The sequence below is a fragment of the Spirosoma arboris genome (assembly GCF_009754945.1).
In the GTDB taxonomy this organism is placed as follows: domain Bacteria; phylum Bacteroidota; class Bacteroidia; order Cytophagales; family Spirosomataceae; genus Spirosoma; species Spirosoma arboris.
This window is the reverse complement of the sequence record NZ_WPIN01000005.1, coordinates 413,038-438,112: the sequence shown is the minus strand read 5'-3', so window position 1 is coordinate 438,112 and position 25,075 is coordinate 413,038. Positions and strand designations below refer to the sequence as shown.

At 46.0% G+C, this 25,075-nt stretch carries 21 protein-coding genes; 6 read left to right on the top strand and 15 right to left on the bottom strand.

Annotated elements, in window-relative coordinates; translation table 11 throughout:
- Positions 1-57: 57 nt before the first annotated feature.
- The 4 genes from lysS to fucP all read right to left on the bottom strand — a co-directional run bounded on the left by lysS (position 58) and on the right by fucP (position 5,293).
- The gene (gene lysS, locus GO755_RS15785) at positions 58-1,812 is read right to left on the bottom strand and encodes a lysine--tRNA ligase (protein WP_157586136.1); all 1,755 of its coding nucleotides are present in this window, start codon (positions 1,810-1,812) and stop codon (positions 58-60) included.
- Positions 1,813-1,991: 179 nt separating this feature from the next.
- On the bottom strand, positions 1,992-3,011 hold the full coding sequence (locus GO755_RS15780; protein WP_157586135.1) for a zinc-binding alcohol dehydrogenase family protein: 1,020 nt from the start codon (positions 3,009-3,011) through the stop codon (positions 1,992-1,994).
- 86 nt (positions 3,012-3,097) lie between these two features.
- A complete protein-coding gene (locus GO755_RS15775; RefSeq protein ID WP_157586134.1) occupies positions 3,098-3,889 on the bottom strand; it encodes an L-fucose dehydrogenase in 792 nt (263 codons plus the stop codon).
- Positions 3,890-4,039: 150 nt separating this feature from the next.
- On the bottom strand, positions 4,040-5,293 hold the full coding sequence (gene fucP, locus GO755_RS15770; RefSeq protein WP_317165881.1) for an L-fucose:H+ symporter permease: 1,254 nt from the start codon (positions 5,291-5,293) through the stop codon (positions 4,040-4,042).
- 148 nt (positions 5,294-5,441) lie between these two features.
- On the opposite strand from fucP, the gene GO755_RS15765 reads away from it, so the two are divergent.
- The 3 genes from GO755_RS15765 to GO755_RS15755 all read left to right on the top strand — a co-directional run bounded on the left by GO755_RS15765 (position 5,442) and on the right by GO755_RS15755 (position 7,565).
- Positions 5,442-6,314 (top strand): AraC family transcriptional regulator, encoded by an 873-nt coding sequence (locus tag GO755_RS15765; RefSeq protein ID WP_157586133.1) that lies wholly within the window; start codon positions 5,442-5,444, stop codon positions 6,312-6,314.
- Between the two features lie 112 nt (positions 6,315-6,426).
- On the top strand, positions 6,427-7,275 hold the full coding sequence (locus GO755_RS15760; RefSeq protein WP_157586132.1) for an SPFH domain-containing protein: 849 nt from the start codon (positions 6,427-6,429) through the stop codon (positions 7,273-7,275).
- A gap of 98 nt (positions 7,276-7,373) precedes the next feature.
- Positions 7,374-7,565 (top strand): ribbon-helix-helix domain-containing protein, encoded by a 192-nt coding sequence (locus GO755_RS15755; RefSeq protein ID WP_157586131.1) that lies wholly within the window; start codon positions 7,374-7,376, stop codon positions 7,563-7,565.
- Between the two features lie 3 nt (positions 7,566-7,568).
- Here the strand turns inward: GO755_RS15755 and GO755_RS15750 are convergent, their stop codons facing one another.
- From GO755_RS15750 to rpmH, 11 genes are all read right to left on the bottom strand, one after another.
- Positions 7,569-8,252: a hypothetical protein gene (locus tag GO755_RS15750; protein ID WP_157586130.1), complete on the bottom strand. Its 684-nt coding sequence runs from the start codon at positions 8,250-8,252 to the stop codon at positions 7,569-7,571.
- Between the two features lie 373 nt (positions 8,253-8,625).
- Positions 8,626-9,408 (bottom strand): type III pantothenate kinase, encoded by a 783-nt coding sequence (locus GO755_RS15745; RefSeq protein WP_317165880.1) that lies wholly within the window; start codon positions 9,406-9,408, stop codon positions 8,626-8,628.
- Between the two features lie 133 nt (positions 9,409-9,541).
- Entirely contained in the window at positions 9,542-11,971 is a 2,430-nt protein-coding gene (locus GO755_RS15740; protein ID WP_198174844.1) for a TonB-dependent receptor, read from the bottom strand.
- Positions 11,972-11,979: 8 nt separating this feature from the next.
- Positions 11,980-13,359, bottom strand: coding sequence for an HTTM domain-containing protein (locus GO755_RS15735; protein WP_157586128.1), 1,380 nt, complete (start codon positions 13,357-13,359; stop codon positions 11,980-11,982).
- A complete protein-coding gene (locus GO755_RS15730; protein ID WP_157586127.1) occupies positions 13,346-14,470 on the bottom strand; it encodes an imelysin family protein in 1,125 nt (374 codons plus the stop codon). The genes GO755_RS15735 and GO755_RS15730 overlap by 14 nt, the downstream gene beginning before the upstream one ends.
- Positions 14,467-15,879, bottom strand: coding sequence for a di-heme oxidoreductase family protein (locus GO755_RS15725; RefSeq protein ID WP_227686971.1), 1,413 nt, complete (start codon positions 15,877-15,879; stop codon positions 14,467-14,469). Before GO755_RS15725 ends, GO755_RS15730 begins: the two co-directional genes overlap by 4 nt.
- 76 nt (positions 15,880-15,955) lie before the next feature.
- Positions 15,956-17,113, bottom strand: a complete 1,158-nt coding sequence (locus GO755_RS15720; RefSeq protein WP_157586126.1) for an imelysin family protein — start codon at positions 17,111-17,113, stop codon at positions 15,956-15,958.
- A gap of 191 nt (positions 17,114-17,304) precedes the next feature.
- A complete protein-coding gene (gene tsaB, locus GO755_RS15715) occupies positions 17,305-17,997 on the bottom strand; it encodes a tRNA (adenosine(37)-N6)-threonylcarbamoyltransferase complex dimerization subunit type 1 TsaB (RefSeq protein WP_157586125.1) in 693 nt (230 codons plus the stop codon).
- Positions 17,998-18,067: 70 nt separating this feature from the next.
- A complete protein-coding gene (locus tag GO755_RS15710) occupies positions 18,068-19,726 on the bottom strand; it encodes a S41 family peptidase (protein ID WP_157586124.1) in 1,659 nt (552 codons plus the stop codon).
- Between the two features lie 72 nt (positions 19,727-19,798).
- Positions 19,799-20,197 carry a ribonuclease P protein component gene (locus GO755_RS15705; RefSeq protein ID WP_157586123.1) on the bottom strand — a complete coding sequence of 133 codons (399 nt, stop codon included), beginning with the start codon at positions 20,195-20,197 and terminating at the stop codon, positions 19,799-19,801.
- A gap of 96 nt (positions 20,198-20,293) precedes the next feature.
- Complete coding sequence (rpmH, locus tag GO755_RS15700; RefSeq protein ID WP_046576258.1) at positions 20,294-20,461, bottom strand: 50S ribosomal protein L34; 168 nt, start codon at positions 20,459-20,461, stop codon at positions 20,294-20,296.
- A 177-nt stretch (positions 20,462-20,638) separates the two neighbouring features.
- On the opposite strand from rpmH, the gene GO755_RS15695 reads away from it, so the two are divergent.
- From GO755_RS15695 to GO755_RS15685, 3 genes are all read left to right on the top strand, one after another.
- Positions 20,639-22,222, top strand: coding sequence for a M61 family metallopeptidase (locus GO755_RS15695; protein ID WP_157586122.1), 1,584 nt, complete (start codon positions 20,639-20,641; stop codon positions 22,220-22,222).
- A gap of 83 nt (positions 22,223-22,305) precedes the next feature.
- The gene (locus GO755_RS15690; protein WP_157586121.1) at positions 22,306-23,400 is read left to right on the top strand and encodes a glycoside hydrolase family 130 protein; all 1,095 of its coding nucleotides are present in this window, start codon (positions 22,306-22,308) and stop codon (positions 23,398-23,400) included.
- A gap of 147 nt (positions 23,401-23,547) precedes the next feature.
- Entirely contained in the window at positions 23,548-25,062 is a 1,515-nt protein-coding gene (locus tag GO755_RS15685) for an amidase (RefSeq protein WP_157586120.1), read from the top strand.
- Positions 25,063-25,075 lie beyond the last annotated feature (13 nt).

The window sequence follows — 25,075 nt, the reverse complement described above, 5'->3', positions numbered from 1 at the left end:
CAGCATCGACTCAAAAAATAGAAACCCCACCCGGTTTTCAGGTGGGGGTTTCTATTTTTAATTCCCTGTCCAACTACGAACCTGCTCCAGGCTTGGCATTGGGACATTCATTTTTAATTTTTTGCGAACACCCCCAAGATCATTAAAGATTTTGTTAGGGTTACCTGCTTGGAGTTGCTCAACTGTTTGAAATCCTAGCTTTTGCACCGCTGGAATCCATTCTACTGGAACGCCGGCCTCCACAAAATCACTATCATCCGATAGCTCTACTTTCTTTTCCGGGCGCATCTGAGGAAAAAACAGAACATCCTGAATCGACGGCTGGTTGGTCATAATCATCGCCAGACGATCAATACCAAGACCAACACCTGCCGTTGGGGGCATGCCGTACTCAAGGGCACGCAGGAAGTCTTCGTCCAGAGCCATCGCTTCCTCGTCACCTCGTTCGGCTAAGCGCAGTTGCTCTTCAAAACGTTCGCGTTGATCGAGTGGATCGTTTAGCTCAGAGTAGGCGTTTGCGATCTCTTTACCATTGCAAATAGCTTCGAACCGTTCAACCAGGCCCGGTTTACTACGGTGCTTCTTAGTCAACGGCGACATTTCGACGGGGTAGTCGGTAATAAATGTCGGCTGAATCAGGTTGGGTTCGCAGGCGTCGCCAAACAGCTCATCGATCAGTTTTGACTTGCCCATGGTGCTATCGACCTTAATTCCCCGATATTCGGCAACCTGCCGTAATTCGGCTTCTTCCATTGCTGATACGTCGACGCCCGTATATTCCTGAATGGCCTCAAACATGGTCAGGCGTTTCCAGGGGCGTTTGAAATCAATAACGTTTTCGCCAACTGTCACTTTCGTTGTTCCGGCTACATCCAGCGCCACTTTTTCGACCATCTCTTCGATGGTGTCCATCATCCAGAGGTAATCTTTATATGCGACGTAGAACTCAACCTGCGTAAACTCAGGATTGTGCGTACGATCCATGCCCTCGTTGCGAAAATCTTTAGCGAATTCAAATACGCCGTCGTAGCCGCCCACAATCAGGCGTTTCAGATATAACTCGTTGGCAATCCGCATATAAAGCGTCATGTCGAGCGAGTTGTGGTGTGTGCTAAATGGTCGCGCAGTTGCTCCACCATGAATGGGTTGCAAAATGGGTGTTTCGACTTCCAGATAGCCTTTTTGGCTCAGAAACTGCCGAATCGAGTTCACCAGCTTCGTCCGTTTAACGAACACATCGCGCACCTGTGGATTAACGATCAGGTCCACATACCGCTGGCGGTAGCGCTGCTCAGGATCGGTAAAGGCGTCGAAAGTTTCTTTTTGTCCCTGCTCATTGATCACTTCCTTCACCACCGGCAATGGACGTAGTGATTTATTCAGGATCTTAAATTCCTTTACATAAACCGAGAGTTCTCCGGTTTTGGTCGTGAATACATGGCCCCGAACACCAATAATGTCGCCAATGTCAAGAAGCTTCTTGAAGACAGTGTTATAGAGGGTTTTATCTTCGCCTGGGCAGATGTCGTCGCGTCGGAAGTAGAACTGCATCCGGCCAGTAGAGTCCTGTATTTCGGCAAATGACGCACTGCCGCTAATGCGGAATACCATCAATCGGCCAGCCAATTGAATATTACCCCAGCGCTGGTCACCCGAAAAGTCTTGTTCAGGTTCAACGGTTTGGAAAGCCTCTCGAATGTCGGCAATGGTGGCCGTTACGTCAAATAACTCGGCGGGGTAGGGGTCGATCCCCATCCGCATTAATTCTTCGCGCTTTTGTCGGCGGTTTATTTCTTGTTCACTCAGTTGCATGATTGTCAATAAGTTGGTCAATCAGCGGGTTGACCAGTAATTAAGGCCGCAAAAATAGTGAAAAGGATTGGCGTTTGTAGAGTTAGGGCCTGAGTAGATATAGAAGACGAGCTTTTTCTGACAGGATTTACGGGATAAAACAGGATTTCTGCTAGCCGCTAATCCTGTCAGAAAACGAATTATTCATTGATGGCAACCATCGCTTTGATAACCCCATTTGCCGGATTGAGCCAACTCGCAAATTCGTCGCTTACCTGGCCAAACGCCACCCGATGTGTGATGTAGGTCGTTGGGTCAATCTGTCCACTTTTCATGGAGGTAATAACATGCTCAAAATCCTGTCGAGTGGCGTTTCGGCTGCTCATGAGTGTACCTTCTCGCTTATGAAATTCTGGATGACTAAAGGAAATCTCGCCTTTCTGTAAGCCAATCAGTATATAGCGTGCTCCATGGGCCATGTATTGAAATGCATTGTTAATGGCCCGCAGGCTACCCGTTGCATCAATAACTACTGTGGGCATGTCGCCGTTAGTAATGGCTGCCAATTGCTCGAGAACATCTGGCGCCGTTGCCAATACGGTATGTTCCACCTTCAGTCGATTTCGGCAGAAATTCAGTCGTGACTCATTAATATCCAAAGCAATTACATTTCCTCCAGCAATCCGGGCAAATTCCATGACCCCTAGCCCAATTGGGCCAGCACCAATAACCAACACCCACTCACCAGGCTGAACACCAGCCCGACGAATACCATGTGCGCCAATGGCCAGTGGTTCGACTAAAGCCAGTTCATCGAAGCTCAAGCCATTGCCGTGCACCAGCGAGTAGGAGGGGACAGACAAGTATTCGACCATACCGCCGTCGGCATGAACACCGCATACGCTTAGATTAGCACAACAATTAGGCTTTCCTGATCGGCAGGCAATACAGTGCCCACAGTTGAAATAAGGAATGAAGGTGACTGCTTCGCCGGGTTCAAAATCAGATGTGCCATCTACTTCGACTAATTCACCCGCTAGTTCATGTCCCAGAATACGTGGGTAGTTGAAATACGGCTGTGTTCCCTCAAACGCGTGGAGATCTGTGCCGCAAATACCAATTCGTCGAATCCGGATGATGGCGTTACCAGGGGTTAATTCTGGCTTGATGCCCAACTGATAGGTTAATTCCCCCGGCGTTGTACAGACTAAAGTTTGCATAAAGTAGTAGTTTGAGGTTTGAAGTGGGTGTTTCATACGCCATATCTTGGAGATATGGCGTATGAAACACCCACTTCAAACCTCAGTTAAGAAGCATTCGCTAAAGCCCGATCAAGATGCACGTAACCACCATCGACGTACAGAAGCTGACCGGTTGTGTGGCTAGAACGATTTGATAGTAAGAAAGCCGTCGTATTCGCAATTTCCTCGGCGGTTGTCATCCGGTTTTCGAGTGGGATATGCGCGACGATGGACGCTAGTTTTTCTTCTGGATTGGGTAAGGTATTGATCCAGCGTTCGTACAGCGGGGTCCAACATTCGGCAACGACAATTGCATTAACCCGGATGCCGTATTTCAACAATTCGACAGCCCACTCGCGGGTTAATGCATTACGTCCACCATTAGCGGCTGCGTAGGCAGAAGTTCCCCCCTGACCTGTATCGGCAGTTTTGGAGGTGATATTGACGATAGCCCCTTTCGATTCTTTCAGCGCAGGGAGTGCATGATGTACGATCAGGTAATAATGCACCAGATTCTTATGCAGGGAGGCTATAAATGCCTCATAATTACCATTTTCCAGGCCAACGCCATCGTTTACGCCAGCGTTGTTGACGACCCCATCAATTCGCCCAAATTGACTCAGGACGGCCTGAACCGCCTTGGCTGATTCTTCGGGCTGGGTCAGCTCTGCTACGACCTGAAAGGCCTGCTGTCCAGAAGCTTCAACCTCCGCTACGACCTTCTGGTTATCGTCTTCGTTTCGACCAATGATGACCGGGATGGCACCTTCGGCAGCGAGCACTTTTACAATGCCTTCGCCAATGCCTTTGGCTCCTCCCGTAACGATGATTACTTTGTTTTGCAGTTGTAAATCCATATGTATACGTACTGAATGAACGTTCGATGAAAAAAGAAAGCCCTCACTCAAGCCGGTGAGGGCTTTTCGAAACCAACCTATGAAAAAACTCCTTCGGAATGGAGTTATTGGCTTTGTTCTGAAGCGGTTTAACCGGATTCAGATAGTTAGTTAATGTGAAGCAGTTAGCGTCACGTTTTTAACCGCGAAGTTTTTGATGGCAAAATACAGAATGGGTAAAAAACAAATAGCTGGTATCAGGTAGGCTGTCTGCATCGTGGTCAGATCAGACACGCGGCCCATGATGACTGGAAACACGGCTCCACCCGCAATCGCCATAATGACCATCGATGAGCCTAACTTGGTTTTTGAGCCTAGACCCCGGATACTTAAGGCGAAAATGGTCGGGAACATGATTGACATAAAAAACTCAACACCAACCAGGGAATAAACCGGGATTAGCCCATGACCAAATACCGCAATAGCCAACAGTCCGATGTTAAGAAAACTATAAACCGCCAGTAAATGAGGAGGACTAATGTACCTCATCAGGAACGTACCGAAGAAACGACCAACCATAAAACCTAATAAAGCTCCCGACAACATGAGGGCGGCTGATTTTTCCCCTATATCGGCTACCTGCCCCACGAACCGGATAAAAAAACTACTAATACAAACCTGTGCACCCACGTAAAAAAATTGAGCGATTACACCCAGCACCAGATTTTTTTCTGATAGAATTGAGCCCTGACTAGCTGTTGGTGACTCATCTGCTTCTTCGATTACAGGCAGAGCAGTACGGCTAATCAGCAATGCCACCAGCAAGACAACGCCCCCAATTACCAGAAACGGAACTTGTACCGAAGATGCTTCTTCTTTCAGGTAAGCTTCGAATTGACCGGGTGCCATAGTCTGCTGCTCAGCGGATGACACATTCTTGCCTGACAAAATAAATGCGCCACCAGCGAGCGGAGCCAGAAAGGCGGCTAATCCATTGAACGATTGGGCAAAGTTGAGCCGCTGCGTACCCGTTTCTGGATCTCCCAGAACGGTTATGTATGGATTTGCGGCTGTTTCGAGTAAGGTTAAGCCGCTGGCAATAACAAACAAAGCCACCAGAAAAAGACTGAATTGTCGAAGTTCGGCCGCTGGGTAAAATAGGAATGTACCGCCTGCAAATAATAATAAACCCAGCGTAATACCTGCTTTGTATCCGTAGCGTTTCATAAACAACCCAGCGGGGAGGGCAATCAGGAAATAGGCAAAGTACGACGCAGAATCAATCAGAGCCGACTGAAGATCACTAAGTTGACAGGCCTTCTTGAGGTGCGGAATCAGAATTGGGTTCAGATTTAGTGCAAACCCCCAGAGAAAAAACAGAACCGTTATTAAGCCAACGGCGAAGCGATTATCAGGTTTAGACACAGGACTTTTTCAGGTTTAGGTGTAAATCCGGTAAGATTACGCTACAAAGTAACTCTATTTCGTAACTCATATTTTGTAGGAATTTACCCAGATACTAAGCTATATTGGCATAGCATCGGAAATGCTATTGCTATCGGAGAATATTTTTATGAAACCCCAATTATTAAAAGTAACGACCGGACCTACGCACTCGTTTAGTGTTCGGCAGGATCAGTCGCCAAATATCAATAACCGCTGGCACTTTCATCCCGAAGTCGAACTGATTCAATTTCACAAAGGTACTGGAACGCAGTTTGTTGGCGATAATATTATGCGGTTCGGGCCGGGTGATGTGGTGTTGGTAGGCGCTAACCTGCCTCATTATTGGCGGTACGATGAACAAGAGTTACCTGACGATCAACTTGCGCAGCCCTATGCTACTGTCATTCATTTCACTAAAGACTTTTGGGGAACTCATTTTCTGACGCTGCCGGAAACGAAGCCGATTAAACAGGTTTTGGACAAGGCCCAGCGCGGCCTTTTACTAACCGGGCTAGACAGCGAGTCGATTAGTTCGAAGATTGAATCTGTATACAAGTCGACGGGCCCTTATCAGTTGATCGCCCTAATGGATTGCTTAGTTTCCATTGCCCAGGCAAAGGAGGCTGTCCTCTTATCGTCGTTGGGATTCGAATGTAATTTTGCCGATGTCGAAAATGAGCGTATTAATGCCATTTATGACTTTACGTTTAAGCAATTCAAGCAAAAGATCCGGCTCGATGATGTGGCCTCAGTAGCAGGTCTGTCCTCAAACTCATTTTGTCGATATTTTAAATCACGTACCGGCAAGACCTACTCTCAGTTCCTGACCGAGATTCGAGTCGGGCATGCTTGTCGGCAACTGATCGACAATCGAATGAGCATTCAGCAGATTTGCTACGAAAGTGGATTTCAAAATGCGACCTGTTTCTTCGAGAAATTTAAAGTTGTTACGGGCAAAAGTCCATTAAGTTATCAACGATCCCATCGCAATCGCCCCTAACCGTTAATGGATTTGCTTGACCGCTCCTCTATATTTTGATGGATTACAGAAAATAGTAAGTATCATTGTGCTATCAAAATGATATTATTTATTTGTCTAAATCCTTACGGTCATGGAAGAGAAAAAGCTTAATGCAGTTTCTGGGTATGTGTATGTATTGATTGCTATAGTATGTTTTGGCGTGGCAGTCCTGTTCATAAGTTATGGTTCACCTTTAGGCGGTTTATTGTTTGTTGTAGCTGGGTTCATTCTAAAAGGTATTGTTGTAATTTACCCTAATGAGGGCATGGCCGCTACGTTTTTCGGGGATTATGTCGGTACAATCAAGGAAACCGGTTTGCGTTGGGTAAACCCGCTTTATAGCAAAACAAAAATCAGCCTGCGTGCTCGTAACCTGAATGGACAAACCCTTAAAGTCAATGACAAAATGGGTAATCCTGTAGAGATTGCGGCTGTTGTGGTCTGGCAGGTAAAAGACACATCCAGAGCCCTATTCGATGTGGACAACTATGTGAACTTCGTACAGATTCAGTCAGAAGCGGCCGTTCGGAAATTGGCTAATTCGTACCCGTACGACCATATGGAGGATGAAACTTCGGAGGTAACGCTTCGTGATAGCACCGGCCAGATCAATGTATTTCTGGAAGAGGAGCTGAACGAACGGCTGGCACGGGCCGGCGTCGATATTATTGAAGCACGCGTTAGTCACTTAGCTTATTCATCCGAAATTGCCGGAGCTATGCTACAACGTCAACAGGCATCGGCCATGATTGCAGCCCGACGTTTGATTGTAGAAGGCGCCGTTGGTATGGTTGAAATGGCACTCGAACGCCTTGAAAAGAATGGTGTAGTTGCATTAGACGAAGAACGCAAAGCCGCAATGGTCAGTAACTTGCTGGTCGTGCTGTGCGGTGAAAAATCAGTTAGCCCGGTCGTTAATGCAGGAACACTCTACGCCTAGTTGCAGAGTCATAGAGTTATGGCATTAAAACTGGCTCGCCGTTGCGATTCGCCAGCCAATGCTATAACTCTATGACTTTATGACTTTACAACTTAATTATGGCTGCTGAAAAAAAAGCCTTTGTCTTACGAATTCATCCCGAGACGCTGAAAGAACTGGAACGATGGGCACAGGACGAGTTTCGAAGCGTGAATGGACAAATTGAGTTTTTACTCAACGAGGCACTTCGGAAACGAAAAAAACGTAGTCCGTCATCCAGCGATGAGCCACCGACTCCTTCCGATGAGTAGTATCTATTCGGGAGCGACAGTCATGCCCTTAACCGAAGCTGTTTTCGCATCCCGCTCTACTAATGAATTGTACCGATCGATCAACACTAAACGGCCGGCCAGATTACGGTCATTAATATTATGTTCGTATATATAACGCTTTAATACTTTATCGTAAGCCGTCATTAATGGGTCATATATATCTGTATAAAATCGATCCAATTCCAGTAAATGCCCTGCATCGTACACATAGTAGTTGAAGTAATCCGTGTTTTGTGCCATTGTAGGCTGATCCACAAAGTAAGCCGGGTGCGAAAATGCACGCTTGAAGAGGCCGCGTGGTTGGCGTAGATTTCGGACTACGGCTAATGAGCCATCCATACAAATTTCGAAAAATGTCTGCCGGGTATGAGTTTTAGTGCCGGAGCTGGCCAGGACTTTAAACTGGCGGTATTTATGAATATCGAAATCAAACCAGCCGAACTGACTAACCTGATTAGCCGAAAATGTGTGTACGCGCCCATCCGCATGGCGAAACAGCACCGTTTCCATTAGCCAGTTGTAACATAAATCGCCTTCTAAAACAGTTTTGTTCCAAAGAATGAGCTGGCCTGATTTCCATGCTGGCTTCGGTAGGGCGGCATGAACAGAAAAAACATGAAAAAGTACAATTGTAGTGAGTAGAGTAAAAAAGTAGCGTGTTTTCATTGTTGCTGATGTTAGGTGAAAAGTAAAACCTATTCGTGCCCAGCCAGCTTATTTACGAATCAATAAGGCAAGGCTGTCACTTCAAGTTACTTAATAGATAAGTAGCTTGTTATCAGCTAGAAAATTGTCCTATTATTAATTATTTAACTATCTCTTGATAGAATAGAACTGGCAAAAGAAAAGAAAGGGAATGTTATATTTTTCTGTTTTTTGATTAAATAAAGCTACGGACATAGATTTATTATATGGTCTGTAAATAATTGTGTCTTTTTGACGTGTATTGATATAGTACAAAAAATAAAGTTACCTTAAGGTCTATTGTGAACAATAGAACGTTAAGATAACTTGAGATAGGTTAATAGGGAGAAACAGATTAAGGGTTACTCGTCGCCGTTGTAACAAACTCGCCAATTAATCGAACACCCTCTAACGTCAGTGATGGAACGATGTCGGTAAATATATCTCGCAACGACGGGATTCGGCCTGACAAACCGCCTGTAGCCACCGCAATACAGTCGCCATTCAGTTCGCTTTGAATCCGGCCAACCAGTGTACGAACCAGCCCTTCATAGCCTAGCACTACACCCGCCTGAATCGCATGCGTTGTACTTGTACCCAATGCTGAGGAAGGCACCTCAATAGGTACTTCGGGCAGTTGGGCAGTATTGGCAAACAGGGAACGAATGGCGGTTTTGAGGCCCGGTGCGATAGCAACACCCAGAATTTTGCCCTCACCCGAAACTGTGGTAAACGTGAGTGCCGTGCCAAAATCGACAACAACACAAGTCTGTTTATAGCGTGTGTAAGCTGCCAGCGCATTGGCAACAAGATCAGCTCCGATTTCGTGTGGTCGCAAAATCTCAATGGGTAATAGTGGATAAACACCCGGCCCAACCACCACTGGATCAAACCCGAACAGTTCGGTCAGCATCGCCCGCATAGTAGGTGTTAAGTCGGGCACCACACTACTCAATACAGTAGTTTTTATTGCACTCAGCGGAATACTGGCTTCGAGCAACCAGAGTCGCAACCGACGTTCATAGGAATCTGCTGATTCATCGCGCCGGGATGGAGTACGCCAAATGTATTTCCAGGTAGTTTGGTCGTAAAATCCGAAAACGGCGTCGGTATTGCCAATATCAACGATAATCTGCACAGGAGCGAGAAATAGACGGTTGCCGGGGTGAAGTAAGGAGAAAAATGGGGATAATTAAAAAAAAGAGTCAAAATCATCACGGGTTTCTTTCCATATAGACGGCCCTGACGTACGTTTTTGAGCTGTCTACTGATTAAATCCGCAGGCCTATGGTGAGTGAAACACTTCGGGCATCGGCAGGAATAATGCCGGGACCGGGGAAGCCTAATGCCCGCCGGGTAAAGTAATAATTGTTCGTTAGGTTATTGATACTCAAGCCAAAGTCGAGTTTCCTGATTCTATAGTTAGCCGTTAAATCTACCAGCCAGTAGGCAGGAATTTCGCCGACTAAGCCATCCGCCGTTTGGAGCGAATTATAAGCATCCGTGAATTGCTGACTGGTACGGGCAAATTGCAGGGTAGTTCTAAATCCTTTCTGCTGAAAGGTTAAGCCTGTTCGGACAATCGTTTTGGGGGCATATTCCACTTGCTTGCCAACGATCAGTGTCTCTAATAGCGGGTTAATCGCCTGTGTATAGATGGCGTTGGTGTAAGCAAAACTACCGAATAGCGATAGCTCGTTTCTAGGCGATGTATGGTTAATTCGAGAGAAATTAATCTCCCCAAATGTTTCTACACCAACACTGCGCGAACGACCAACGTTGGTCCGATACCGAATAACTTCCAGACCGTCGGCTGATGCTATCCGTATAATACCGATTCGATTGTTGTAGTCCAGATAGTAGGCACTTACATCGTAATTCAGCCAATTTTTATAATTCCCTCTAAATCCTAAATCGGCATTAAAACCAGTAACGTCTTTGAGCGCCGGATCTACCTGAAAGTTGGGCGTTCGGACTAAAATATCAGCGTAGTTAACGGGGCTGTAATTTTGAGAGATATTAAAGTAGAGTTCAGCTTGTGGATTTACGGCATAATTGACCCCAACACCGAATAGCGGAAAATGGCGAACGTTCTGCTGTTTGGCCGACAATAGTTGGTTCGTTACATCCACATAACTGTACCCTTCCGAATTGGAGTTGATATACTCATACCGGAAGCCGGGCGTAACGCTTATTTTGTCTGTTAACCATAGCACATTTTCCACAAAAAAAGCAGCATTGTACGATGGAAACCGATAATCGAATTCATCTAATTTGGATGGATTCGGGAACTCAAAATTGGCGTTGCTTCCTGTAAAGCCTGAGCCCTGTTGCCGATGCGTATTGCCCTGATAATAGCGAGCTCCGACTAACAACGACGCTTTTTTGCTCAGTAACGCATAGCGATGTAAGAGCCGGGCTTCGGTACCGAAATTATGGTAATGGTCGTAGGTAAGTTGTCGGCGTTGGGTTGTGTCGGTTTTGTCTTTTAGCAGGTTCACGATATTCCCAATTGAGCCTCGCTGGGCAAGCAGCCCATAGGCTCGTATATTGAACTTTGTTCGTTCATCCAACTGATAATCAAGCGTAAATACAGGCATGTTCCATTTAGCCTGAAACCAGTTTCGATTGCGATAACTTGCCCGAGGATTCTCATTAAATTCTGCGTCCGTCAATCCGCCGGGTTGCTGCATCAGGTAGCCCATAGACGTAAATTCCAGACCAACTTTAAGCGCATCTGAAAATTGATAGCTTACCGATGCATAGCCTGTATTGACGTTAAAACCTGTATTCTGACGCCAGCCATCACCTTGTTTATGAATGAAGAAAGCATAATAATTAAGCTTTCCAACCTGACCGCCAACGGAATTAAATGAGTTGAAGAGCCCATAAGTACCGCCGGTTTGCCGGGTCGTAAATTCAAATTTCTTGGCAGTATTTCCTTTTTTGAATTGGAAGTTTAACAACCCACCAAACTGCGTTCCGTACTGTAAAGAAGCCGCTCCCCGCACAATTTCAATACGATCTATTGCTTCGGCAGGGGGAGTATAATAGCTCTCCGGATATCCGATTGGGTCAGCTGAAATGTCATATCCGTTTTGTCGGGCATTGAATTCGGTTGTACGATTCGGGTTTAGTCCACGGGTCGCAATGCCTAACTGTATACCTGCTGCATCATTCTCAATGATATTAACCCCAGGTACTTTGGCGTAAATCTGACGCGAATTGTTGGTCGCTAAATTGGCGTTGATTCCGCCTAACACGACCACCTCATTTTTCTTGCCTGCGTAAATGGCCATATTTTCCACATCGGCCAACCGGCGAATTCCATTTTGGTCTTGATATTGCCCCGCAATTGTTACTTCATTCAGCCGTAACGTATCAATATTCAGACTGAAGTTTACGATACTGGTTTGTCCTTTCTGTAAAATGATCGTCTGATTTTGCGATAAATAGCCTACTGACGAAGCTGATAGTGAAAACTTTCCGGCGGCATGCACGATCGTAAATTTCCCTTCCGAATTGGCGCTAACACCTTTCCCTGATTCGTATACCCGAACACTCGCCCCAGAAATAGGAGCACCATTTTGATCCGTAATAACCCCTGAAATAGTAGCATTTTGGGCGTGAACATTAGAGAATGTCCCTAATGTCCAAAAGCAACTAAGGAGAATCAGCAGGTAAATTTTTACGTAGTTCATGCAAAGAATCATAATTTATTGATCCAGTTTTTTTCCTGAAACCCTTCTTTTTCGGCCGCTAAGTCAACCGTTGGATCGATGAGCAACGCACTGCCGCGCCCGTTCAATGATGCGTAACACTCCGCTCTGATTTCGGTATCGCCAACCCCATTTGTGAGGTAATAATCGTGTAAGTAATGAGCGAATTGTAATATCATATCAGGCTGAAAACTCATTTGTCGCGCCTGAATACGGGTTAGAAAATCAATGGGCTTGACTGTAAATTCTTTCCCTGTTTTCTTAACCTTTACAAAGTATTCGAGACTCGCATTTTTTTCCATCAGCATAATATTCCACGAAAACCGAAAGCCCTGTTCATGCCAGAGCACATTCCCCGAATAAGCGTGACTTCGAAAGGGAAGTATAAGTTGTAGCAAAAAGAAGACAGGCAGTATAAGTCGGATAGGGCTGAACGTATATCGTAATGCGGCTTGTGGTTGAGGCATTGTACCCTTATCAAAAAAGCGTAGAATCCTCTGAAAAAGCTCGGGCGGGAAGAAGATTAAAACTGTGGCGATCATCATCCAGGGAAACATGCCGATGTAAAACAGGAAATGGGTCAGCACATGAAATACAACGATGACAATGAACACAGGTAGTCGAGTTTGACGAAACGACAACAGAAATGGAACCGATAGATCGAAAAGCATGGCCAGCCAACTCAGTAAAAAAGCAACCCATTTTTCGGTGAGTAGCGGGCCTACAACCGGTAGATGCTCGTTGGCCGCCAGCCAGATTCTGAGGGGTTGAGCCATGAAAAGCCAATCGTATTTTAACTTAGCAATACCACCGAAAAAGTAAACCGATCCAACCTGCAATCGTAACGCCCAGACAGGATTATAAATAATGGCTTTTAGACTATTAGGTTTTACTGAAAAGGGAGCAAATTTTAGTACTCGTAGCGTATAAAAAGAAAGTTTTTTCGCAAGCCAATTATCAATAGAAAATACGGTATTCATTGGGAGCCAGCACATCAGAAAAGCTAATAAACTCACCTGATAATAATGGTTTAGATAAACGCTTTTATCCAATAATTCAACGTAAGTAAAAGCGAGAAAAAAAGCAATAATTGCGAAGCGATAAACTAACCCAATTGTGATTAAAAAACTTAGAATAACCAGGCCATAAAACAACCAGTAAATGTAAGGTTCAGATAACGGCTTTATCCAGTCGAAGCCGTAAAATGTAAAGAGGAATTGCGGCTTTACATAAAATGCATATACCCAGTCTCTATTGATAAACCGAAGCTCGGCAACCAACATGAGTAAACCGAAACTAATTCGGAAAAAAGCGAGAGCATACGGTTCAGCAGTGGATTGTGAATTAAGGGATAAATTAGTCGCCATCATTATCGCTGAACGTCAGCAAAACGCCCAGATTATTAATCATATCGACCTCCAGCATGACCTGCAATCGTTTGATTTCGTCGTAGGCAGCCTGTACCTCCACTGTATTACTGACCACCGCCGTTTGCAGAGGAGCGGGAATGGCATTGAGTTTGGCATAAACGGTAGCGAACTGATTTTTGATTTTTGTCGATAGCAAATCAGTACCTGATTTTGCCCCCAGCTTATCCAATAAATCATCCAGACCGATGCCGTCTATACCAGCTGGTGTTCTTCCCAGAAATGCATTTTCAAGACCTTTTAATTCGTTGATTGCCAGAGTAATTGAGTTATTGCTAATTGCCGACTCAGCTAAATCTGGCTGGGGTACACCGTTGTTTCTGTTGCCTTTAGGAGCACCAATTCGCTCGTCTCTGATCGTGTAAATCAAATCAATCAACTTGTTTGAGAGAATACCGAGCGATGAATTGATATCCCGCCCATCGGCATTGATAAAGGTCGTTGCATAGCCACCTTTCCAGGCATCCACAATAATTTTGGCCTGGTTTTTCAAATTGGTCGTTAAGGCACTCAGATAGGCCGTTCGTTTTGCCCCATTGATTCCGGTGTATCCACCAATGACTGTCGCATTGCTTTGTGCTTTATCGAAAATCAGATATTCGATTGCATGAATGCCTTTAACAGTAGACCCTTTCGACTCAATATATGCGTTGTCGATGGTTGTTCCATCGGTAATTGCTTTTTCTAACAGCGTCGTATTCAGATAGACACCTTTAGTTGAAAAATCAATATTGGAGAGCAAAAATTTATCTTCAATAGGGCCTTGTTTAAACACCGATGCCTGTTTCCAGGCAATGGACATATCGAGCCAGGCCTTCTGAACGGCGATTAATTTTTGTTCATTTTTTACATCGGCCGTATAAGCGATTGTTGCAGCCTCTAACGCGTCTGACTTCTGGTAAAAAACGTCGAATGAAGAGATAATAACATTGTTGCCCAGATTGGTTAACATGCCCTTCCGATCAAACGTATCAAATGCACTTGGATCTGCGGTTTTTGAACAGGCCCAAACCAATAAACTAACGAAAGCAAATGTTCCAATTAACGCTTTCATAATGAGTCGATAAATTTTAAGAGTTTTGCCCGATCTTCTTTGGCTAATTTCATGTATTTATTCTTCGAATTTTCGGCTTCTCCGCCATGCCACAAGATGGCTTCTTCTACGTTTCTGGCCCGCCCATCGTGTAGCATATAGGTATGTTTACTAACCGTTTTTTGTAAACCAATTCCCCACAAAGGCGGGGTTCGCCATTCGGTGCCGGTTGCCTCGAAATCGGGTCGATTGTCGGCCAGGCTGGCTCCCATGTCGTGCAGGAGCAAGTCGGTGTAAGGGCGTATCGCCTGATTTGCCAAATACTTGGGCGAGTTGTAGCTCGAGGTTTCCAGCTTCATCACATGACAGCCTGAGCAGTTTGCCTGTACGAATAGCTGTTTCCCGGATAAAATCTCCGAATCCTTCCAATTCCTGCGAGCTGGAACAGCTAAGGATTTAATGTAGAAAATAACATTCTGGAGAATAGTATCCGATATTTCAGGGTTTCCACCGGTAGGCAGATTGCCGTATTTCGTTTTCTGTGCGTCGGTAAAACTCTCCTGAGGAAGCGCGGTTGACGTGATTCCAATATCGTTATTGAAAGCGGTTACAACTTGTTGGTCTACACTAGGCTGATTGGCTTTCCAACCGAATTTGCCAATTACTTTTTTCTGAGTTTTCTCGTCCCAAACGTAATTCGGACGTCCGGAGATACCATCACCATTAGCATCGTTGACATCGACATTGGCTAAAATACTTTGTTCCGAAATCGCATCTAAAAGTCCGGCACCAATCATTTGCGGAGCCAGTCGCGGTGAAATAAAGGTGCCATTCATCGCACCATAATTGAGGCCTTTGAACGTATAGGTTGGTTTTTGGAGTGAGTATGAAGTTCCGTCTGGGTAATTGCCCGGTAGTTCCTGATAGGTGACCTCAACAGTACCTTCAGCATCTACACCTGGAATACTTCTTGGATTAAACTGACCACCATAGTTAGGATCGTTCACGGGTTCCCCATGCATACCTGTTCCGAATACAGAAAGTCGAAACAATAATGCCGGATTTACGCTAACACCATCTGTTTGCAAGGGCGAACCTTTGCCATCAAGCGAGTGACAACCGGCACAGGAAGATGCATTAAAAAGTGGCCCTAATCCATCGCGAGCGGCTGTTGACGATGGGGCAATGACCCAATTGTTGCGATTGAAGGAATTACCGATAACAAACTGATCGGTTTCGTCAGATGTGAGGTTCACCAGGGCATTTCCGAAGGCATTGAATGTCTCATCGAATATTGTCCCTTCGCGCCCTCCCGAAAACTCTTCATCTGTTTCGGCCGTAATCATTGGATCGGGATCGACGCTTTTTTGACAAGCCCAACTACCCGCTACCAGTAAAAGCCCGACCAAAATTTTGTGTAAGGTATTCATTCGGAATTGCTTTCTAAAAACTCAAAATAGCGTAATGACAAGACCATTACGCTATTGAGATCAGTAGACCTAGTGGCTAGTTTTGTTCGGGAACATTCAGGTTTATACCCAATTCTTTGGCGACCAAAACCAATTGATCACTTTGGTCACGCAGAGCTTTGATCGCGGTTTGAATTGGCGTTTTTGAATATAAAATCGCCTGGTCAAATGGCTTGGGAATCGCATTGATTGCAGTTGTCGATGCATCTAATTTTGCAATCATAGCTGTATTCAACGTCGTATTTTTTGCTTTTAGTAAATCATCAATGCCAGCGCCATCAATTGTTGTTCCATCAATACGTTTGTACCGACCTAAATACACGTTATAAACACCCAGTTCATCGTAGATAAAGTCGTTGGTTGTATTATCCGAAAAACAGGAATGTTCATCTTCCTGATCGCCTGATGCCAGAGCAACGGTCATGCGCTCGCCGGACAACTCGCCCTTCGTTAGTTTTCCCATACCCAGCATCATATTGGTTAACGAAGTCGTTTCGTTGCCTGCCTTTGTAAAATCAGCGTAGTATGCTCCCGTTTTACTGTCCCACTGGGTAGCTACTTCCTGCAATGACGTAATTAATGCGTCGGTAACGATTTGTAAATAAGCAGCCCGACGTGTGGCATTGGGAGCTGTCGTATAATCGGTAAATGGTCGTTTTCCTGGCGAGTCAGCATATAAATCCTGCCCCCATAGTAAAAACTCAATGGCATGGTAGCCCACTCGAACGTCAGTTTCACCATTCGATCCGTTTGCATTAAAAATAGCCTCCTTCGTAATGGTAGGATACGTTGTCAGATCATTGATCATACCACTGTTAGCATCTCCCTGAACGTAATCAATATAGGCCTCGTCGAGGGGCCAGGAGTTAATTTCACCTTCTAATTCAGCAGGAGTAGCATCGATTGGTCCATTATAAAACCGGTATGCTTCTGTTTGAAGATAAGCCGGACGGGCGTTGATCCAGGCAGTTTTACATGTTTCCAGCCCAGCGGACGATGGGGCTTTTACAAAAGCATCAATAGCCGTTTTAAGACTTTGAACGCCTGTGATTGCATCAGCATAGGAGGCCGTTACAATAGCCGCATAGTTCAACACGACATCTCGTTGAGTAACACCTGGCGTGACAGAGTCATTGTTAGAACAAGCGCTTGCCGCCATTAATAATGCTATAAGAGGAAATGTAATTTTTTTCATCTTTAAGTTTAAGTCTATATAAGAGATGAACTTTTCAGGCAGTAAAATTAGACCAATTATAAATAGGATGCTCCTTTTTTAATGATACCTTAATGTCTTAGCCAGCACTATTTGTTGATTTAGCGGATTTGTACGAACTAACAGGCAGAGTCTATTCTGCTGCAAATGAGGGTAGGACGATACGCACTTTCCTAAAGCACTAGCTTTTTGGGCTGCGTAGTCATGAAATCTTTTAGATAGAATGGCTCGAAGGTAGCCAGATTCTCAAGGGGACCTTCCGCAAAAGCGGAGATCGCTAGTTGCCCAATGGTGCGGGCGGAGGGTACTACATTTACGTCTGGAAAAATGGCGTTTGGTTGTTCGCCTATGAGCGCTCGGCATTTGGCGGCTCCATCGCCGAAGAAAACAACTGGCCCCTGAGAGAGCCAGAAACTGAACGAATGTTCGTCAATAATCTGCGCGGATGTTGACTGAAGCTCCTGCCCATTTGTATTGTAAAGCGCACAATACACTTCCATGCGACGGGCGTCAATCATTGGACAGAGGGTGTATGTGACCGGGAAATACGCACGAACCTGTTCGGCCATGCCCGCCAGCGTATTAATAGCCAATAAGGGCTTATCTAACGCGAAACACAGCCCTTTGGCGGTCGATACGGCAATACGTAAGCCGGTGTAAGAACCTGGACCTTTAGCCACCGCAATTGCGTCTAACTGAGTCAGCTCATAACCAGCTTGCTTCACGACATCGCCAATGAGTGTTGTGAGCATAGCTGCCGATGTTCGCTCGGTAAAGAGTTCATAACAACCTAGCAAGAGGCCATCACGATGGAGAGCAACAGAACAGGAAGCAGTAGACGTATCTAACGATAGAATTAGGGACATTTTCAGTGGTGTCGGTTTCTCAAAACCGACACGTTAATACAGGTGTCGGTTTTGAGAAACCGACACCACACTATTTTCCTTTTAAGATGGTTGAGTACCGACCCATGTCTTTAAATAAGTCGAGAGCGGCTTTCATTTCAGGATCGGTGGCGAAGGATGACTCTTTCAGACCACGTTGCAGATAATAATGCCCCGCAATTTCCTGCTCTAGTAATGTCCGAATCTCAGGTTTGAAAGTATTCAGGTCAGCGTCTTTGCTGTGCGACATCTTGGTCTTGAGCGACTTGAGCTGATCCTGAATCTGATCAAAATATTTTTCTTTCTTCGCCGAAGCTTCAAGGGTGCCGAGATCTTTTTCAACCTGCGTCGTGTAATCGTATTCTTTATCAGCAACCCACTTCGCAAAGTCTGCATATTCAGCGTCCGTCAGGCGAAATTCGCGGGCAGGCTTAATCGTTGGGTGGTCGTGACGATATTTCACGGCATAATCGAAAATCAGCCCTTTGTTTGTCAAACTCAGTGCAATAGGTGTCGGGGTTTGTGCTTCAATGACTACATCGGGCAGAACACCGCCACCGTCATAGACTACACGTCCAGCTTTGGTTTTAAAAGCCGTTTTGAGTGAATCGGGAATTTTACCAACGCTGCCGTCAGGATTGCGGTGGCTATAATCAATGGCCTGAATGCACCGTCCGCTTGGAATGTAGTATTTAGCGGTTGTGATTTTCAGCTTGGTGTTGAACGATAACTCGCGGGTGGTTTGTACAAGTCCCTTTCCGTAGGTGCGCTGACCGATCAAAACGCCCCGGTCATAATCCTGAATTACGCCAGACACAATTTCGGCAGCTGATGCGCTATGGTTGTTCGTCAACACAATAATCGGCATTTCGAGGTCTAACGGTGGGTTCAGAGCCGTGTAGGTTTTATTCCATTCAGTCACTTTGCCTTTGGTCGTAACAACTTCAGAATCTTTCGGGATGAACGTATTACAGATGTCGATAGCCATATTGAGCAATCCGCCTGGGTTCTCCCGAACATCGAGAATGAGTTTTTTCATGCCCTTGCCCTTCAACTCCTGAAACGCTGTGCGAACTTCACGAGAAGCTGTTGCCGTGAAATCTTTTAGATCGATGTAGCCAACATCTTCGGAAACCATGCCGTAATAGGGCACATTGGTCATTTTCACAACATCGCGAATGACACTGAGCTCTACCGGGTTTTTCTCGCCATACCGCTGGACGGTCAGTTTCACTGCAGTATTATTCTGGCCTTTCAGCAACTTACCCGGATCAGCTTCCTTCCGTGCTTTTATATCGACGCCATCAATCTTGATAACCTCGTCGCCAATCTGAAGCCCTGATTTTTCTGCGGGTGTGCCTTCATACACCATCAATACAATACTCTTTCCCTGACGCTGGCCAATCAGTGCGCCAATGCCGTTGTAACGACCCGTGGTCATGGTCATGTAGTCCTCGATTTCGTCTTCCGCAAAAAAGTTGGTATACGGATCGAGGGCTTTCAGCATCCCATCAATGCTGGTTTTGACCATCCGGTTCGGGTTGATCTCATCTACATAATATAGATTTAATTCTTTGAAGAGCGTCGCGTAGATGTCGAGGTTACGCGCGATTTCGAAAAAACGGTCGTCGTTTTTAAACGAAAAGAAACCAATGCCACCCGCTACCAGCGCTGACGAGGCTAAAAGTGTAAGGCGTTTAGAGAAGCGCATAGGAGCTTTTGAGTGAAGAATGTATAATGGAAAATGTACAATGAATGCTGAAGAGTTGACAGAAGGTATTCTTCACTCTACATTTTTCACTTTACATTTTGCTATAGCTAATTTCATACCTTTTTCTATCTCTTCAAACGAAATTATCTGTTTTGCGGTATAAAGAAAGGCTATATATCCAGGTATGGGTTTTTCCTGACTGAACAGGTGTTTATTGAGCCGATAAGCTTCCCGCACCCGTCGGCGAATAAGATTACGATCAACGGCACGCTTAAAGATTCGCTTCGGTACGGTAATGACAATAGCGGGAAACAAAACGTTGCTTTCAGGAAGAGATTCGGGCTGGGGGAGGTAGAGCACCCTAAATGGAAAAAGGTAGAACGTCCCAACGGTCGCACTACCCTTTTTAAATAATTCACCGAGAATTTTCTTGCTGCAAAGCCGTTCTGATTTTGGGAAGGTTTGCGGCATAATAGGTATAAAAGTCGTAAGTAGTCAAGTTGTAAGTTAATAAGTGAGTACTAATTAGCCACTTATTAACTTACAACTTGACTACTTACAAACTAATTAAATTTTAAAGCGTTCGCCTTTTTTCTCGTCCGAGACGGTCAGTTTGTGGCGACCTTTGGCACGACGGCGAGCCAAAACCTGACGGCCATTGGCACTAGCCATCCGCTCACGGAAGCCGTGTTTGTTTTTCCGCTTCCGATTCGATGGTTGGTACGTTCTTTTCATGATCTATCTTGCCTAAAAACTCTTATTTTTCGAAATGAGTCCGCAAAGATAGGTGAATATGTGCAGTTTAACAAGCCGATTTTTGTAAAAACGATTTGATATATTGAGCGTTACTTTAGGTAACTGTACTTTTTTCGGCGATTGTCGTCGTTGAATCATTCTCTTCTTTTTCAAATTATGCATTATCGCTTAGCGCCTGATCCTCAGATTCCTCACTATATAGCCATCGAAGCCACTCTAACCGACATTACTACGGAAGGTGTGGAATTGCAATTGCCCGCCTGGCGACCAGGGCGATATGAGTTACAGCAGTTTGCCAAAAATATTCAGCGATTTACGGTTGTCGATGGGCAGGGAAATCCGCTCCCGTTTCGGAAGATTACAAAAGACCGTTGGTACGTGCAAGCAAATGGTGCAACCAAACTGACTGTCCTATATAATTATTATGCGTTGCTGCCCACACCAAATCAATTGAACGCGGGCAGTAGCTTCATCAGCGAAACATTGCTCTATGTAAACCCCGTGAACCTGTGTTTGTATGCAGAGGGACGCATTAATGACCCTTGTACGCTGGAATTAGCCATTCCTGATGGCTGGACAATTGCCTGTGGTTTGGAGCAAACAGATGGAAAAACACTTCAGGCTGCTGATTTTTATGAATTAGTCGATTGCCCACTTATCGCTGCGCCTGTTATTCAGCATATTCAGTATGAGGTAGGAGGGACGCCGTTCCACGTTTGGATTCAGGGAGGACGCCGGACGGATGGCGATCCTACTTTTGATGCCGAGCGGATTGTGCATGATTTCAGTCGGTTTTCGCAGACGCAACTTGATCTCTACGGCGAATTTCCCGAAAAAGCCTATCATTTTCTAACGCTGATTTTACCCGTACCGTACTATCATGGCGTTGAGCATCGCAACTCGACAGTATTGGTGCTTGGGCCAAATGACGAAGGGGAAGGGCTGTACCAGGATTTATTGGGCGTATCGTCGCACGAATTATTTCATGCCTGGAACATCATCCGCATTCGACCAGTCGAATTGCTTCCTTATGATTTCACAAAGGAAAACTACTTCACAACCTGCTTTGTGGCTGAAGGCGTGACAACTTACTACGGTGATTTAATGCTTCGGCAATCGAATGTCTTCTCCGACGAAGCGTATCTGAAAGAGCTTCAGGTATTGTTTAAACGACACTTCGAAAACAATGGCCGGGCATTCCAGTCGCTCACCGAATCGTCCTGGGATTTGTGGCTCGATGGCTATGATAAGGGTGTTCCTGACCGAAAAGTGTCGGTGTATCATAAAGGGTCTATAGCTGCGCTAATTCTAGATTTGCACATTCGTAGACTTACTAACCATGCCCGATCCCTAGATAATGTGATGCGAATCATGTGGGAGCAATTTGGCAAACCATTCGTCGGGTATACACTTGAGGACTATCGGGCCGTAACTGAAACGGTTGCTGGTGAATCGCTGGATTGGTATTATGACCTGTGCATTTTTGGTAACGAGCCGCTCGAAACCAAACTCAATGAGTATCTGTCCTGGGTTGGCTTAGAGATCGTTTACGAGGAACCTACATTTGATCATCCGGGCGGCATTCGCCTGCTGGAGTTAGATGATGCACGGATCGATGGCTCATCCAGTCGCGAGCAACGGGCACGATGGTTTGGTGGACAGTTGACAAAACCACCTCATGAAGGACATGATGAACTGGTCTCGGAACATAAATTAGGTAAAAAAGTAGTGGCGAAATGAGTGAGAACGGAGCCTTTCTTACATCGAATTAGTAGCTCATTACCTTCTTCTGCCTTTACAAGCAAATCTTATTACGTTTATCGATGATAAAGCGCTTATCGCTACTATTACTGCTTTTGCCGAGTCTAGTACAGGCTCAGTCAAAAGCGGAAAAGCCCTGGATGTTAGGGCCATTCCAGAAATTAAACACCGATAACCCAATTTTAGCGGCTAAAACAAATACCACATTTGACTGTCCAGTGCGGCACCAAACCATCCGCTGGGAAGAGAAAGACGTGTATAACCCAACAGCGGTGGTTCGCAATAACAAAGTGTATATGGTTTACCGGGCCGAAGATACTGTTCGGCGAGTGGGTGGTACGTCTCGATTGGGGTTGGCGGTTAGCACCGATGGTATTCATTTTAAGCGAATGCCGAAACCAGTTTTTTATCCCAATAACGATGCCATGAAAGTCTACGAATGGGAGGGTGGCTGTGAAGATCCACGTATTGTAGAAAGTCCGAATGGCGTCTATGTGATGACCTACACGGCATACGATGGCGACAAAGCCCGACTCTGTGTGGCCACATCGCGAAACCTGACCGACTGGCAAAAACAAGGCCTGGCTTTCGATCAATTTGAGAATGGTAAGTACCGAAACAGTTGGTCGAAATCGGGTGCTATTGTCTGCAAACGGGTTGGGAGTCGGTTTGTGGCACAGAAAATCAACGGCAAATACTGGATGTATTGGGGGGATCAGCCTCAACTTCGCCTAGCCACCTCCGACGATCTTCTGCATTGGTCGCCCCTCGAAACTGATGGCGGCAAACCAGTCGTTGCAGCAGAATCGCGGAAGGGTAAACACGACTATCGTCTGATTGAGCCGGGCCCTTATGCCATGCTAACAAAAGAGGGTATTTTATTGATTTACAATGGTATGAACGATATTAAAAACGGCGATGTAAACCTTCCCGAAGGTGCCTATGCGGGTGGGCAACTGTTATTTAATGCCCAAGATCCAACCAAGCTAATCGACCGATCGGAAGCTCACTTTATTAAGCCCGATCAGCCGTACGAAACGCAGGGACAAGTTAATCAGGTCGTTTTCCTGGAAGGCATGGTGCCGTTTCATAGTCGCTGGTTTTTGTATTACGGTACGGCTGATTCAAAAATTGGCGTGGCTGTAGCTAAGCAGTAATGGTGCAGAATGGCGCAAGGCTCTGGCCTTGTGCCGATTATTACCCGGCCTCTGGCCGATATGATATACTAATCCGGCCAGAGGCCGGAGAATAGTCAGCACAAGGCTAGAGCCTTGCGCTATCATTCCTACAACTCCTAAACTTCTATGCAAACTTCTCGCTCCCAAACTCTGCCTTTCGAAGAATACGTCAAGCACGATGCGACGGCCCTAGCCGAGCTCGTTCAAAAAGGCGAGGTTACGCCTGCTGAATTGCTGGAAACGGCTATTGCCCGTGCCGAGGAAGTGAATCCAAGGCTCAATGCCATTGTCACGCCTTTGTACGACAAAGGCCGTGAGATGGCTGAGCAGTTGCCCGCTTCGGGGCCGTTTCGGGGTGTGCCGTTTCTACTAAAAGACCTGGAACTCGAATGGGCTGGGACGCCAATGAAGTCTGGGTGCAGAGGATATGCCAATTACGTATCTACGAGTGACAGCGAAGTGATCAAGCGGTTGAAAGCTGCGGGTTTGATCTTTTTTGGAAAAACGAACACCCCTGAATTTGGCCTGACGCCTTACACAGAATCGAAACTCTACGGGCCAGCCCATAATCCCTGGAAACTGACGCACTCGCCGGGTGGATCGAGTGGTGGGTCAGCGGTGGCGGTGGCGGCTGGCATTGTTCCGGCGGCAACGGCTACAGATGGGGGAGGATCGATTCGAATTCCGGCTGCGTGCTGTGGGCTGTTCGGATTAAAACCTTCGCGGGGACGTATTACACTAGGCCCCAAGTTTGGTGAGTTGTGGAACGGAGCAGTAGCTGGCCATGTCCTGACTCGTAGTGTCCGTGATAGTGCGGGTTTTCTGGATGCGATTGCAGGCTCAATGGCGGGTGACCCATACACAATTGCTCCACCCGAACGCCCATTTTTACAGGAGGTTGGCCGTGGGCCAGGTAAATTGCGAATTGCATTCTCGACACAATCGCTAATGCCTTCACAAACCACCGATCCGGAATGCGTTAAAGCAGTTCAGGAAACAGCCCGTTTGCTTGAGAGCCTGGGTCATACAGTTGAAGAGATTCCTTTGCCTTACGAGAAAACGATTGTAACAGAAGCTTTTTTTGTGAATGTGCTCAGTGAAACGGCGGCTGTACTTCGAGAGCTGGGGGGCTATCTGGGTCGCCCTGTTCGACGGGAGGATGTTGAGCTAAACACCTGGGCGCAGTCGCGGCTGGCCGAAGGGTTTTCATCAGCCGATGCTGCCTTTCAGAAACGTCGCTGGAATACGCTGAATCGGAGCATGGGTCAACTCCACGAAACCTATGATCTGTTTTTGACACCCACTTTACCACGTCCGCCTATCGAAATCGGTACGTTTCAAAACAAAGCATCGGAAGAACGTCTGCTCAAACTGGTTGACTCGTTTGGGGGGCTGAAATACCTTAAAGGCAGCAAAACCGTAAATGATCTGGCCGAACGGTCATTAGGCTATATTTCATTTACAGTCATCACAAACATGACCGGCCAACCATCCATGTCGGTGCCCTTACATTGGTCACCTGATGGACTGCCCATTGGGGTTATGTTCGCGGCTAAACTCGGCGAGGAAGCAACTTTGTTCCGACTCGCGGGACAACTGGAGCAGGAGAGGCCGTGGTTTGATAAGCGGCCTGCTTTATAATGAACCTGTTGCC

What these genes read in the sequence shown, in the direction of transcription:
- lysS (WP_157586136.1), bottom strand. Translation starts at nt 1,812, where the DNA reads ATGCAACTGAGTGAACAAGAAATAAACCGCCGACAAAAGCGCGAAGAA.
- GO755_RS15780 (WP_157586135.1), bottom strand. Translation starts at nt 3,011, where the DNA reads ATGCAAACTTTAGTCTGTACAACGCCGGGGGAATTAACCTATCAGTTG.
- GO755_RS15775 (WP_157586134.1), bottom strand. Translation starts at nt 3,889, where the DNA reads ATGGATTTACAACTGCAAAACAAAGTAATCATCGTTACGGGAGGAGCC.
- GO755_RS15765 (WP_157586133.1), top strand. Translation starts at nt 5,442, where the DNA reads ATGAAACCCCAATTATTAAAAGTAACGACCGGACCTACGCACTCGTTT.
- GO755_RS15760 (WP_157586132.1), top strand. Translation starts at nt 6,427, where the DNA reads ATGGAAGAGAAAAAGCTTAATGCAGTTTCTGGGTATGTGTATGTATTG.
- GO755_RS15755 (WP_157586131.1), top strand. Translation starts at nt 7,374, where the DNA reads ATGGCTGCTGAAAAAAAAGCCTTTGTCTTACGAATTCATCCCGAGACG.
- GO755_RS15750 (WP_157586130.1), bottom strand. Translation starts at nt 8,252, where the DNA reads ATGAAAACACGCTACTTTTTTACTCTACTCACTACAATTGTACTTTTT.
- GO755_RS15740 (WP_198174844.1), bottom strand. Translation starts at nt 11,971, where the DNA reads ATGAACTACGTAAAAATTTACCTGCTGATTCTCCTTAGTTGCTTTTGG.
- GO755_RS15735 (WP_157586128.1), bottom strand. Translation starts at nt 13,359, where the DNA reads ATGATGGCGACTAATTTATCCCTTAATTCACAATCCACTGCTGAACCG.
- GO755_RS15730 (WP_157586127.1), bottom strand. Translation starts at nt 14,470, where the DNA reads ATGAAAGCGTTAATTGGAACATTTGCTTTCGTTAGTTTATTGGTTTGG.
- GO755_RS15725 (WP_227686971.1), bottom strand. Translation starts at nt 15,879, where the DNA reads ATGAATACCTTACACAAAATTTTGGTCGGGCTTTTACTGGTAGCGGGT.
- GO755_RS15720 (WP_157586126.1), bottom strand. Translation starts at nt 17,113, where the DNA reads ATGAAAAAAATTACATTTCCTCTTATAGCATTATTAATGGCGGCAAGC.
- tsaB (WP_157586125.1), bottom strand. Translation starts at nt 17,997, where the DNA reads ATGTCCCTAATTCTATCGTTAGATACGTCTACTGCTTCCTGTTCTGTT.
- GO755_RS15710 (WP_157586124.1), bottom strand. Translation starts at nt 19,726, where the DNA reads ATGCGCTTCTCTAAACGCCTTACACTTTTAGCCTCGTCAGCGCTGGTA.
- GO755_RS15705 (WP_157586123.1), bottom strand. Translation starts at nt 20,197, where the DNA reads ATGCCGCAAACCTTCCCAAAATCAGAACGGCTTTGCAGCAAGAAAATT.
- rpmH (WP_046576258.1), bottom strand. Translation starts at nt 20,461, where the DNA reads ATGAAAAGAACGTACCAACCATCGAATCGGAAGCGGAAAAACAAACAC.
- GO755_RS15695 (WP_157586122.1), top strand. Translation starts at nt 20,639, where the DNA reads ATGCATTATCGCTTAGCGCCTGATCCTCAGATTCCTCACTATATAGCC.
- GO755_RS15690 (WP_157586121.1), top strand. Translation starts at nt 22,306, where the DNA reads ATGATAAAGCGCTTATCGCTACTATTACTGCTTTTGCCGAGTCTAGTA.
- GO755_RS15685 (WP_157586120.1), top strand. Translation starts at nt 23,548, where the DNA reads ATGCAAACTTCTCGCTCCCAAACTCTGCCTTTCGAAGAATACGTCAAG.